Annotated in this window: 9 protein-coding genes; 8 read left to right on the forward strand and 1 reads right to left on the reverse strand. The window is 40.9% G+C overall.

The window, feature by feature from the left end; genetic code table 11:
* Nucleotides 1–103 precede the first annotated feature (103 nt).
* The 7 genes from ACK1I8_RS04365 (at nt 104) to ACK1I8_RS04395 (ending at nt 8,907) form a co-directional block, all read left to right on the forward strand.
* Entirely contained in the window at nt 104–4,291 is a 4,188-nt protein-coding gene (locus ACK1I8_RS04365) for a tail fiber domain-containing protein (protein WP_412468122.1), read from the forward strand.
* Between the two features lie 103 nt (nt 4,292–4,394).
* Nucleotides 4,395–4,868: a hypothetical protein gene (locus ACK1I8_RS04370; RefSeq protein ID WP_412468123.1), complete on the forward strand. Its 474-nt coding sequence runs from the start codon at nt 4,395–4,397 to the stop codon at nt 4,866–4,868.
* 8 nt (nt 4,869–4,876) lie between these two features.
* On the forward strand, nt 4,877–5,197 hold the full coding sequence (locus tag ACK1I8_RS04375; RefSeq protein ID WP_412468124.1) for a hypothetical protein: 321 nt from the start codon (nt 4,877–4,879) through the stop codon (nt 5,195–5,197).
* 108 nt (nt 5,198–5,305) lie between these two features.
* On the forward strand, nt 5,306–6,097 hold the full coding sequence (locus ACK1I8_RS04380; RefSeq protein WP_412468125.1) for a phage tail protein: 792 nt from the start codon (nt 5,306–5,308) through the stop codon (nt 6,095–6,097).
* Nucleotides 6,098–6,145: 48 nt separating this feature from the next.
* Entirely contained in the window at nt 6,146–6,952 is an 807-nt protein-coding gene (locus ACK1I8_RS04385) for a phage tail protein (protein WP_412468126.1), read from the forward strand.
* 312 nt (nt 6,953–7,264) lie between these two features.
* Nucleotides 7,265–8,518 carry a helix-turn-helix domain-containing protein gene (locus ACK1I8_RS04390; RefSeq protein ID WP_412468127.1) on the forward strand — a complete coding sequence of 418 codons (1,254 nt, stop codon included), beginning with the start codon at nt 7,265–7,267 and terminating at the stop codon, nt 8,516–8,518.
* 143 nt (nt 8,519–8,661) lie between these two features.
* Complete coding sequence (locus ACK1I8_RS04395; protein WP_412468128.1) at nt 8,662–8,907, forward strand: hypothetical protein; 246 nt, start codon at nt 8,662–8,664, stop codon at nt 8,905–8,907.
* Between the two features lie 849 nt (nt 8,908–9,756).
* Here the strand turns inward: ACK1I8_RS04395 and ACK1I8_RS04400 are convergent.
* A complete protein-coding gene (locus ACK1I8_RS04400) occupies nt 9,757–10,836 on the reverse strand; it encodes an AI-2E family transporter (RefSeq protein WP_412468129.1) in 1,080 nt (359 codons plus the stop codon).
* Nucleotides 10,837–11,138: 302 nt separating this feature from the next.
* Here ACK1I8_RS04400 and ACK1I8_RS04405 point away from each other — a divergent pair, with 302 nt between their 5' ends.
* The gene (locus ACK1I8_RS04405; protein WP_412468130.1) at nt 11,139–13,178 is read left to right on the forward strand and encodes an NPCBM/NEW2 domain-containing protein; all 2,040 of its coding nucleotides are present in this window, start codon (nt 11,139–11,141) and stop codon (nt 13,176–13,178) included.
* Nucleotide 13,179 lies beyond the last annotated feature (1 nt).

Consider the following 13,179-nt stretch of genomic DNA (forward strand, 5'->3'; position numbering starts at 1 on the left):
CTTTTGAAATGATAAATAACCAGCGCAAGTGCCGGTAAACAGATAAATAGAAAAAATAAAGTTGATAAAGATGAGAATAAATTTTACAAAGATAATATGCCTGATGGTACTACTACTCGTCGCTAACAGTATGTATGGTCAACAACGGATGGGCGACAACCTGGGGAATCATAAAGCCACCAACAATCTGGACATGAATGGTAAAAACCTGAATCGGGTTCAAGTGGTCAATGCGGAGAATGTCGTGATAGGAACCGCTTCAGCTGTTAACAATGCGTCAATTTCATTACAGGTTAACGGGCAAAAAGCTATACTGATTCCACGCGTAACCAATCTTTTAGATGCAACAAATCCGGCTATACCTGCAGCTAATCTGCTTGAAGGAATGATGGTTTATGATTTAACAACGCATAAGTTTTACATCAGGGATAATAACTCCTGGATAACATATGGTTCAACGCGTTTGGCAGATGCCAATATACTGGTAGGAGATGCCACAGGTACGGCCAGGTCGGTTGCGATGACAGGTGATGTAACGATTAGTAATGCTGGTGTAACTGCGATCGGTGCTTCGAAAATCCTCACACCGATGATTGCCGATGCAACTGTAACTGCCGTTAAACTAGCTGATAGTGTTATTGCTCCATCCAAAATGAAAGTTGGAACTGCAGCAAATCAAATATTAAGAACAAATGCAACCAACCGCGCAGTTTGGGGAAACATATCAGACCTTGGCTTTGTTGATTTGATCAGTAACCAAACCATAGATGGTGTAAAAACCTTCTCTTCTAACGGAGGTCTCATCGCAACGGGCAGTTTGGGGCAGGGCACTGTACCCACTTTACCCAATGGCGTTAGAATGTCGTGGATACCCAATAAGGGTGCCTTTCAAGTTGGTCTGCAATCCGGCACTGAAGGTCAGGACAGCAATATCGGGCTATATTCTTTTGCTGCAGGATCCGGAGTGAGTGCAAAAGGAGTGGCATCAGTAGCTTTGGGTATAAATACGCTGTCTTCCGGCAACAATGCTCTTGCAATAGGTAATGCCGCCACAGCGTTGGGATTGGGATCGGTAGCTATAGGTTCTAATGTGTCTTCAGGTTCAAATGTCGGATCTTTTGTTTTTGGAGACAGTCATGCAGTTCTGGGTACTTCTGGCACCAATGATGCCCCAAACCAGATGTTAATGCGGTTTAAAGGCGGCTATAAATTTGTTTCTGCAATAAATGCCTCAAACGCCGCTACCAAAGGACTTACCATCGGCGCAAACGGTGTGGCCACCTATTTAGCTAATGCCAGGGCATTGTTTACGCCACTATCGTTAGTAGATAAAGGATATGTAGATTCTTTATCAGCTGCAGGTCCTTATGTAAGTAAGTACCTGGCCGAAACGGTAAGGGGATTAAAAACTTTCAGGAGTGACAGCGGATTTGTCGCAATTGGTACGAATGGCAGCGGGATTATCCCGGCTACAGGAGCAGGATCAAGGATGATGTTTTATCCTGGCAAGTCAGCATTCCGCGTAGGGCAGGTAACAGGCACGCAATGGGATGATGCCAGTATAGGTGCTGGATCAGCCGCTCTGGGATACAATACCATCGCGTCGGGCATAAATTCAACGGCAATCGGTACAAACGTATCTACAGGTTCATATGCAGGATCTTTTGTATTCGGAGATAACCATACAGTTGCAGGTACTTCGGGTACCAATGATGCCGCTAATCAGATGCTGATGCGTTTTAGAGGAGGATACAAGTTTGTTTCAGCGATCAACGCATCAAATGCCGCTACAAAAGGACTAACGATTGGTGCAGACGGTACCGCTTCATACATCGCCAACGCAAGGGCTTTATTTACCCCGCTCTCTTTGGTGGACAAAGGCTATGTAGATTCGCTTTCTGCCTCAGGTCCATTTGTAAGCAAGTACCTGGCCGAAACGGTGCGGGGACTAAAAACTTTCAGGAGCGACAGTGGATTTGTGTCAATTGGTACCAATGGGAATGGGATTATCCCGGCTACCGGAGCAGGGTCGAGGATGATGTTTTATCCGGGTAAATCAGCATTCAGGGTTGGACAGGTAACAGGCACACAATGGGATGATGCCAGCATTGGCGCGGCTTCTACCGCGTTAGGATACAATACCACTGCATCCGGGGCAAATTCAATTGCAGTGGGTAATACGGCCAATGCGCTTGCCGCAGGCGCTGTTGCCTTGGGTTCAAACGTTTCCACAGGTTCTAATGCCGGCTCTTTTGTGTTCGGTGATAGCCATACGGCCATTGGTACATCAGGTACCAACGATGCAGTGAATCAGATGTTGATGCGGTTTAGGGGGGGATATAAATTTGTTTCTGCAATTAACGCCTCAAACGCCGCTACCAAAGGACTTACCATTGGCGCAAATGGTGTGGCTACCTATTTAGCTAACGCCAGGGCATTGTTTACGCCACTGTCGCTGGTAGATAAAGGATATGTAGATTCACTATCAGCAGCTGGCCCCTTCGTGAGCCGCTATCTGGCACAGATAGTAGCCGGGCAGAAAACATTCAAAAGTGATAGTGGATTTGTGGCCATTGGAACTAACGGTACGGGAATCATTCCGGTTACCGGGGCAGGAACCAGAATGATGTTTTATCCGGGAAAGTCAGCTTTCCGGGTTGGTCAGGTAACAGCTACCCAGTGGGATGATGCCAGCATTGGCGCAGCTTCTACCGCGTTAGGATATAATACCACTGCATCCGGCGCAAATTCAATTGCAATGGGTAACACAGCAAGTGCGCTCGCACAGGGCGGCGTTGCCTTAGGGTCTAATGTGTCGACAGGATCATTTGCGGGATCGTTCGTATTTGGTGATAACAATACTGTTGCAGGTACTTCGGGTACCAACGATGCAGCAAATCAGATGTTGATGCGTTTTAGGGGAGGATATAAATTTGTTTCTGCAATAAATGCATCAAACGCCGCTACCAAAGGGCTAACCATAGGTGCAAATGGTGTGGCCACTTATTTAGCCAACAGCAGGGCGTTGTTTACGCCACTTTCATTGGTAGATAAAGGTTATGTAGATTCACTATCAGCAACAGGCCCCTTTGTGAGCCGCTATCTGGCACAGATAGTAGCCGGGCAGAAAACATTCAAAAGTGATAGTGGATTTGTAGCCATTGGAACAAATGGTTCAGGAGTTATTCCGGTTACCGGTGCCGGAACCAGGATGATGTTCTATCCTGGTAAATCTGCTTTCCGGGTTGGGCAGGTAACCGGTACGCAATGGGACGATACCAGTGTGGGTTCAGGATCAGTTGCTTTGGGTTATAATACCATTGCCTCGGGATCAAATGCTGTTGCTGCTGGTAATGGCGGGACTTCAAGTGGTAACAATAGTTTTTCATATGGTACTGTGAATAGCGCTACTGGTGTAGAATCTTTCGCAGGCGGAGGTTTGAGTACAGCCAGCGGACCCCGATCCATGGCTATAGGTTTGCAAGCTTCAGCATCAGGGAGTGAATCATTTGCCTTGGGTAATAATGTGGTTGCTGACGCTGCACAGGCCGTTGCTATTGGGGCCTTTGCTTCTACTAATGGTTTTTCCGGAGCATTTGCATTGGGTGATGGATCTGGCTCATCGGCCAATACGGTAAAATCACTAGCTGCCAATCAGATGGTCATGAGATTTGCAGGAGGATATCGTTTCTACACATCGGCTAATCTTTCATCTTATGTTGACATCGCTGCGGGCGCCAATGGCGTGAGTATCACATCTGACAGAAGAAAAAAAGAAAATTTCGAGAAAGTAAATGGAGAACATTTTTTGAGTAAAATTGATACGATGCAGCTGAGCAGCTGGAATTATAAAGGGCAAGATCCTAAAAGCTTCCGTCATTACGGTCCTATGGCACAAGACTTTTATCAGGCCTTTGGAAAAGATAGTTATGGTAAGATCGGAAATGATACCACAATTTCCAGCGCGGATATAGATGGCGTAAATATGATCGCTATCCAGGCTTTAATTAAAAGGACTAATCAACTACAGGAAGAGAACAGGCTGTTAACAGAGCGCAATCACATATTGGTTAAAGAACTCCAGGATATAAAGGATCATGCTGCCGAAACATTCAGATTGGTAAATAACAACCTTGAGCAACAGCGTAAAGCGCATGAATTGCAGCTCACCGCTATCATTGAGCTCCTTAAAAAAAGCAATCTAAAGGAAGTTAGTGTAGCTGCAGCACAGGTTTTAGAAACAACACAAATGAAACAGCTAAGCGAAACAAAGCCGATTAAAGACAGATAATCAATGGGGTTAAATCTTCTGGGATGATGAAGTCTGTCGGGAGTATGATAAGTATGTGTAGTTTATTGTTTTACAGTAGTTTATGTGTTGAATATTAAAAAAGATGAACAGAAAAACAGCAATAAAGAAATTGGCGTCCAGAATAAATCTGATGCTTCCCTGCATATACTCCGAAGAGTTAACAGCGCATGCGTTAGTTATCCCTTTTCTGCAGATTGTGGGATCTGATGAAGAAATGCCTGAATCAGGTTCATCAATCAGTATGCTGATGAAAAGAAGAAATGGCCATTCTAATTTTGCCATCTTTCAATATAACAGGCTTAATATCATGGTGGCATACAGCCACCATCAATACAATATGGATGATTGTAAGACTTTTTTAAACGATTACTGGAAAAAATTCAGATCTAAGTTTGGCCTTATTACCAATGGTATAAAATATGAAATGTATTCTGCTGCTATGATCTATCGTAATGATTATTCTAAGCCACTATTTAACTTTTGCATTACGACAACCCATGCAGGTAAAATTAACAGCATACTAAATCAGTATCAGGATCTTTTGGTATTAAACTAATAATATACATGAGAACATCAAACTCCAGCGTAACCAGTATTGAGAAAGCAAAACAGCTGCATACTCAGTTTCCGCACGAGGTTCATGAATTTTTTTCTTATTTAAAATTATACATTACTTATAACGGTCTTGATAATCTGATTCAAAAGCGTTTGATGAATTATCTTGATCAATACCAGGAACAGATGGATAGCGACGCTTTAACATTTGCATACATGCTTTTCCAACCCTCTTCAGCACGTTTTGTTGAGCATTGTATCTTATCATATGCAACCCACTCTGATAGCAGTACTCACTTTGTGGATTATGTAAAAGCCAACTATTTATAATGAAATGGGCGGAATATAAATATCCCCAAAAAAAACTTGAAGAAAGGTTGGCATAATGTCTCGGCCTGAATTAACGAAATAAACTGTTTTATTAATATCCTTTAAGAAATGAAAAACAAGATTTTGCTTATTATGCCATTGTTATTCTTCACAACAATTGGTATGGCACAAATTAAAATCGGCGCAAGCACAGGTGCACCAAATGCAGGCGCCATATTAGAAGTAGAAAGTACTAACCGTGGTTTCTTGCTGCCCAGAATAGCTTTAACCTCTAACACCATGACACTAAATAGTGTTACACCTCCTAATGGAATGATGGTATTCAATACGAATACATCTACAGCAGGAGGATTAGCCGGTACTGGTTTGTACGTGTGGAACGGTCAGTGGACCCTGATATTGGAAAGTAGCGCTGCAGATCCCGCAGGTTCTTATAAGCTTTCTGCAGCTAATTCCATGACCGGGTATTTATTATGTGATGGATCTGCCGTATCAAGGACAACCTATGCAGCTTTGTATGCAGTTATCGGAACAACTTTTGGAGCGGGCGATGGTTCTTCAACGTTCAATCTGCCTGATTTTAGGGGCCGTGTTTTTGGTGGCGTGGGTTCTGGTACGGGTTTAACAACAAGATCCTTAGGGAATACTATCGGTTCGGAAGCGGTGACATTAAATTCTAATAATATGCCTTATCACAGGCATAGAACCTCTCTTGCTGCTGCTGGAAATGATGGTTCATTTGGCAATACGGGTTCTACATCTTATACAGAATCTATTAGTGGAACGCCAAATCAAAATGCATCAGTTGCTTATACCGATTATTCTGGTAGTAATTCGCCATTACCATTTTCTATTATCCAGCCAACGCTATATGCCGGTAATACTTTTATTAAATTTTAAACTCCGGTATCTACACTAATTTCGAAATATAACTTACCCGCGAAATCTATGCTAACCTTTAAAAAAATTGCTCGTATTAATTTCTTGACAGGTCTTCTTGTATACAGTATTTCTTTTATCAGTGCTGCCCAGGTAAAAATTGCTGTATCACCGGGAGTACCCAATACTGCAGCAATGCTTGATGTTGAGAGTAGCAATCGTGGTTTTCTGTTACCACGTATTGCCTTGAGTTCTTCTACCATGCAATTAAATGGTACTACCCCGGAAAATGGGATGATGGCTTTTAATACAAATGATGTTACCACAAATAACTTAAGGGGGATTGGGGTTTATATATACTATGGTGGCTCCTGGAAACTGTTACAAGAATACAAAAATCTTGATCCGGTTGGAGTATATAAGTATTCTTCTACTAATAGTCTTAGTGGCTATTTGAAATGTGACGGCTCTGCAGTGTCCAGAACAGCTTATTCAGCTTTATATGCTTTAATCGGAACAACCTTTGGTAGTGGCGACGGCTCAACCACATTTAATCTGCCTGATCTCAGAGGACGTATTTATGGTAATATTGGTACAGGACCAGGTCTGTCAAATAGATCTTTTGGCCTACGGGAAGGTAATGAACTTCTTTATTTGAGTGATGTACATATGCCGCTTCATCAGCATATAGAATCTCTTGCTGCCTCCGGGAATGATGGAGTATTTGGAAATACAGGCACTGCAAAATATACTGAGTCTATAGCGATAAACCCTAACCGATACGAACCGGTTGCCTGGACCTCTTATGAGGGGGGAGGGGGATTTGGTATCATGCAGCCAAGCATATTTGCCGGTAGTTTTTTTATTAAATATTAACCTGCATAAAAAGAACGTGTTAGTTGTTACTTACGATGTTTAATTCTGCTGAACCAGCCTATCCTTGCTTTCCCTTTGTTTTACATGCGAAAAGCAATAAATCATTAATTTCAATATCCTGGTGTATAAAACCGCTTATTTAAATATGATGGTTAAGTTTTATTTAATTAAGATTTAATGATATGATGAGTTCGCCAGGGTGATTCAATTTAACATTATGGAAAATCTTAAAGTAAAATAAACTTTACTCCTTTTAGTTGTGAGATCATACTCAAGTTGCTATGTTTGATGTTCATAGCAAAAATTTTGTTTATGCATCCTGTTTTTTTACTACTCATTGGTGCAATATTTATATTCGTTACCAACATCATACAGATATTTATTCATGGACACAAAAATAGATATCTAAACACCTTATTATCTATTTCCTTATTCGGCATCGGATGGTTTGTTATGATTTTTTTGTTAACTGCATCTGGTGGCATCCAGCATTATCCAATTTTATACAATAAGGGACTTCCAATATATTATTTAATTGCTCCGTCTTTTTATCTTTATGTAAAAGGATCAATTGATCCTGGACAATCGCAGTTTAAAATTTCTCATTTATTGCATATCATTCCTGCATTGCCTGCGCTTGTATCAATTATTCCGTATAACTTATTGGATACTGATGAACAAAGGCGCGTACTTAAGGGACTGGTTAACGACATGACTTTGTTATTTAGCCCTCATCCTTATATTGTGGGCAATTGGCATTGGATTTTCCTTCCAAGTGTCGCATGCATTTACTGCATCTTCCTATTTGCGAATATCCGTCGATCACGAAGATCATCAGGCTTAACAAAAAAAGCTACTATATGGCTTTATAGTTACACAGTGGTTTTGACCTTATTTTTTTTGTGTACATTAACCGCCACATTAAAGGCTCAATTTGATATAAATGGACCCCTTCACGTCTTTCGTAGCGGAACGTTCGTTTTCTTGGGTTGCTTATGCATATTTACCTTAAGTCTTCTATTTACCATCAATCCAGAGTTTGTTTTAGGAAACCGCTCTTCAAAATCGGATGATCCTAACGGAGTTTTACCTAATGATCAGCAATCATTGCCCGATCGTGCCGGGAAATCTGATCCTGCTGAGAATGAACCGGTGGTTGTTATTTCACATGAAGAAAGAACGCAGAGAAAGATAGGCTCCCGTCCTAAAATAATTGATCCGGTATTGATCAATAAAGTGGAGGTTTTGATGAAACAAAAAGAAATTTTCAGGCAATCAGGACTAACAATTAGTGAATTCTCCGCATACTGCGATGTTCCAAATCATAAGCTTAGCGAACTATTCAATAGTCACTATAAGCAGGGATTTAATGCATATATTAATCATTTACGGATTGAATATGTAAAGAGAAGACTCCAGCAGGGAGATTGGAAGCGATTCACATTAGAGGCGATTTCATCTGATGCCGGATTTGTAACCAGAAATACATTTATAGTGGTATTCAAGAAGTTAACTGGCTATACGCCATCTAGTTATATCGCAGTTCTTAAAAAGGGAATATCTTAAAAGATGTATCGTTTTTAAATATTAATACATATGGAAGCCTTTTGCCAGGGTTTTTGGCAAATGATTGCTATAGTTTTGAAGATTAATCTTGTACCTAACCGGATATAAAATATAGGTATAATCTATCACAAACTATGATTGAAATGGAACTTAAAGCAACGATTGAAATTGATATGGATAAAGGGGAGAAACTTCTGGTGATAGTTACAAATTCCCAGGAAGATCAAGATGATCTTTACAATCAATTATTGGCAAACATTAAAGCTTTTAAAGACGGTTTAAATTCTAGTGTAGCTCATATTGCATATATCACTGCCGGCTACTGGGACAAAAACAATGTTATCGTATGGCAGAAACCATTTATTGAATTAAACATCAATAAAAACTGAGATTGATGAACTAAATTTTGTTTGATAAACATGGATTCCTTTAAAATTTACCGGGTAAATAGGCGTAGTACCAAGAATAGCGTAAATGTCATTTAGTATAAAAAATAACCTTACCTTAATCAGCTGGGATAAAGTTTGATGAATTCATCAAACTATCCATTCTGCCAGCTCGAACTAATCTAAAGTATAGCGGGTCTTAATCAAAATTTCTGGAACTTTACATCAATATCTGTTAACAGGATTGTTACAGGGTCTTTATTCTTACAACTGCACAATCAGTTGAGAGGGGGATAGACAGGGATGAACGGGGATGCTCACGCATTCCCGTTTTCAAAATAACGATGTATAAAATTTTTGATATGAGGAACTTTAAGACGCTACAATTACATCCCCCATATTTCACAGCCAAAAACCAATAAATGAAAAAGCGAAATTATTACGTCATTATAATCGCAGTTATTGCAATCATCATAATCTCAATCTGTTTTACATCTTGTTCTAAATAAAACAGTATCCCGGTTTAAAACATACACTCATAACCAACAAACCTTAAAGCATGAAAATTGGTGTTTGGCCCGCACTAGTTGTAATTGTCCGTCCGGATATCAGGCGCGTTATCCGCTTATCGAAGGCTTTGGCTACAAACCGGCCAATAACCCCCATAAAAATTTTATTAGGTTAAGCTGGATAGTTCTGGATTTGTTGAATTAAACCCAGGTCAGGAGAATCATCCCATGATGCCTCCCCGTTACAAAAATGATCAATTCAGCAAGCCGAGTTGTCTGGCTTAAATGGCACTCATGCATCTTAAACTATTTGCCTAAAATATATGCAAGAACGCTCAAATTATCAATAAATAATATCATTTGTGCGTCGTTCCAATTGCGGATCTTCGGGAAACTGCCGCAAATAAAATTCTTCGTAATAGGCTTTGATAATGGCTGCAAGTGGCGTAGACAGCAGTGCACCCGTTAATCCAAACGCTGTACCCATAGCCAGTAATAAGAACAGAGACGACATCGGGTGGATATTCATGGTAGAGGATCGGAGTTTGGGCATCAAAAAATCAGAAATCAGTTCATTCAATAATAAAAAAAATACCAGGCACCAAAGTGCTGTTGCAGGGCTAACGGAGAGTGCAACCAGGGTAGGAGGGATGGCCATGATATAGAACCCTATTTTTGGGATAAGTTCAGAAAAGAAAGCCAGTGCTGCCCACACCAATGCGCCCGGAACATTCATCAGCGTAAGAAAACCATATACCAGAACTGCTTCAATAGCACCTCCAATAAGATTTGATTTCATCCAGCCAACAAGCATCACCGACGTATGTTTCATTGCATTTTCTGCTTTTTCCCTTTGTTTCAAGGGAAATACGGTGAGGTAAAGCTCAATGATAGGTTTAGGGTTCCCCACAAAAAAGACAACCATGCAGATAAACACGATGAATACAAAAACACCTCCGAGTATTGAAAATGAAAAGTTTCCAATCCCCATTACAGTATTGCCTATGGAAGGAATTGCAGATGATATAGAGGAACCTCCCTCGCTCATTTCCTTCCTCAGTTCAGGAAATTTCCGCAATAATGAATCCAGGTAACCTGAGACGCTCGCATAATATTTTGGCAGGTTTCCAATCAATACGTCCAGCTGGTTGCTCATGTGCGGAACTACCATCCAGCCAAGCAACGCCGTAATCCCAAAAATGATGAAAAATACGATCAAACAGGCCAGCCAGCGCTTCATCCCTTTTTTCTCCAGGCGGCTTACCGGAGCATTAATAATTAGTCCTAAAACGATAGCGAAAATACCCAGAAGCACGATGCTTAAGATTTTTAACAGAAACCAGAGCAGAATAATAAGTCCGGCTGTATAAAGGATAATTGAGGTAACCGTCCTGAATATCCCGTTGTTTGATTTAATGTTCATGTATCAAACTAACCCTGTTTAATACAAAAATGTTTGACGATAGCCTTAAAGTATTATACCTCCCACCAAATGTTCCTTCGCAAAGTAGATGCTTTCATTTATTCGCTCATGCCCAATAATTTACTTGTATTATTGTGTAGATTTAACATTATTGTAAGTTAACCGCACAAGTTTACCCTATTGCTATATTTAGCTGACCTAAATTTGTCGGTAAGGTAATTAGCTTTACCAGATGCATTTCCGCTAATGCTTAAACCAAATATTTATTATACACAGATAAAAAAGCCTATTTAGGAATCCAAATGAAATCACTAAAGTACCTCATGTCGAGCATAAGCTTGGTTGTGTTAAGTTTTTTGGCCATCGCTCAATCGTCTGCACAAATTGTTTGGTTAGATGAATTAGACTTAAGTAGTGCAACGCAGGGATATGGAACACCCAGAAAAAACAAAACAGTGGACGGTAAAACGATGACGATAGCTGGAAAAACATTCGAAAGAGGTTTTGGCACGCACGCAACCAGCCAGTTAACCATTATTTTAAACGGAAACGCAAAGTCTTTTTCTGCTATGGTAGGCATTGATGATGAAGTGAAAGGGCAAAAACCGGCAGCCGAATTTGTGGTTATAGGCGACGGGAAACGGCTTTGGAGCAGTGGGATAATGCAAGTGGGTGATGAAGCCAAATTATGCAAGGTTAACCTGGTTGGCATAAAAAGGTTAGAACTGGTGGTTACAGATGGAGGTAATGGCGACTATTACGATCATGTAAACTGGGCCGGGGCTAAGTTTGAAGCGATAAGGGGAAATACTTTCAAAACTTACAATCCAATTGCATCAACACCTTATATATTGACACCCAAACCGGCTGCTTTTCCAAAATTTACAGGTGCAAAAGTATTTGGTGTCAGACCGGGATCTCCGTTTCAGCATCGCGTTACAGCAACAGGCGAAAGGCCCCTGAATTTTGCGGCGGTGAATCTGCCCAAAGGCCTGAAAATGGATGCTAAAACCGGTCTGATTACCGGGATGCTTACGCAGAAAGGTACTTATCTGGTTACGTTAAAGGCCAAAAACGCTAAGGGTATGGCCGAAAGAAAGTTTAAAATAACATGTGGCGATCGCATTGCATTAACACCTCCAATGGGCTGGAATAGTTGGAACTGTTTCGCTCATGAGGTTTCTGCAGACAAAATAAAACGTGCAGCCGATGCCATGGTTAAGAGTGGGTTAATTAATCACGGCTGGACTTACATCAATATTGATGACTTTTGGCAAAATAACCGTGATTCAAAAAATCCCGACTTACAGGGCAAATTCCGAGATGATGCCGGAAATATCATCACCAATAAAAGATTTCCGGATATGAAAGGTCTTGCTGACTATGTGCATAACTTGGGGTTGAAAATCGGGCTTTACTCCAGTCCCGGCCCGTGGACCTGTGGAGGCTGTGCAGGTAGTTACGGCTATGAAAAAAATGATGCCGAAAGTTATGCCAAATGGGGCTTTGATTACCTGAAGTATGATTGGTGCAGCTATGGCAACGTAATTGATGGTTTGCCAGATCACGATCCTTATAAAGTTTCGTCATTATCTTATAAAGGCGGCGAAAAATTAAATACCGCGATCAAACCATTTCAAATGATGGGCGATTATTTGCGCGCCCAGCCGCGTGATATTGTTTTTAGTTTATGCCAATACGGAATGTCTGATGTGTGGAAATGGGGAGATGCTGTGTACGGAAGTGCCTGGAGAACCACCAATGATATTACCGACACCTGGGCTAGTGTGAAAAGTATTGCTTTGGCACAGGATCAGGCTGCTCCTTACGCCAAACCAGGCAACTGGAACGACCCCGACATGCTGGTAGTAGGCCAGGTTGGTTGGGGAAATCCTCACCCAAGTAAGCTAAAACCAGATGAACAATATTTGCATATTAGTTTATGGAGCATGTTCGCTGCACCTTTATTAATAGGTTGCGATATGGAAAAGCTCGATGATTTTACCTTAAACCTGCTTACCAATGATGAAGTGATCGAAATCAATCAGGATCCATTGGGCAAACAGGGTGTGTGTTTGCAAACCATTGGCGATTTAAGGATTTATGTTAAAGCACTGGAAGATGGAGGAAAGGCCATCGGTTTCTGCAATTTCGGGACGGAGCCTGTAGATATGAATTATGCAGATTTTGTAAAATTGGGATTAAAAGGACATTTTACCGTAAGAGATCTCTGGCGACAAAAACAGATCTCTACAGTAGACACTAAAACTTCAAAAATAAAATTAAAAGTGCCGGCACATGGCGTGTTATTATATAAGTTTTCAAACACACAGCGTTACTGAA

This window comes from Pedobacter sp. KLB.chiD, assembly GCF_047040275.1.
GTDB lineage: Bacteria > Bacteroidota > Bacteroidia > Sphingobacteriales > Sphingobacteriaceae > Pedobacter.

Coding starts and splice junctions, on each gene's coding strand:
- ACK1I8_RS04365 (WP_412468122.1), top strand. CDS start 104: ATGGTACTACTACTCGTCGCTAACAGTATGTATGGTCAACAACGGATG.
- ACK1I8_RS04370 (WP_412468123.1), top strand. CDS start 4,395: ATGAACAGAAAAACAGCAATAAAGAAATTGGCGTCCAGAATAAATCTG.
- ACK1I8_RS04375 (WP_412468124.1), top strand. CDS start 4,877: ATGAGAACATCAAACTCCAGCGTAACCAGTATTGAGAAAGCAAAACAG.
- ACK1I8_RS04380 (WP_412468125.1), top strand. CDS start 5,306: ATGAAAAACAAGATTTTGCTTATTATGCCATTGTTATTCTTCACAACA.
- ACK1I8_RS04385 (WP_412468126.1), top strand. CDS start 6,146: ATGCTAACCTTTAAAAAAATTGCTCGTATTAATTTCTTGACAGGTCTT.
- ACK1I8_RS04390 (WP_412468127.1), top strand. CDS start 7,265: ATGCATCCTGTTTTTTTACTACTCATTGGTGCAATATTTATATTCGTT.
- ACK1I8_RS04395 (WP_412468128.1), top strand. CDS start 8,662: ATGGAACTTAAAGCAACGATTGAAATTGATATGGATAAAGGGGAGAAA.
- ACK1I8_RS04400 (WP_412468129.1), bottom strand. CDS start 10,836: ATGAACATTAAATCAAACAACGGGATATTCAGGACGGTTACCTCAATT.
- ACK1I8_RS04405 (WP_412468130.1), top strand. CDS start 11,139: ATGAAATCACTAAAGTACCTCATGTCGAGCATAAGCTTGGTTGTGTTA.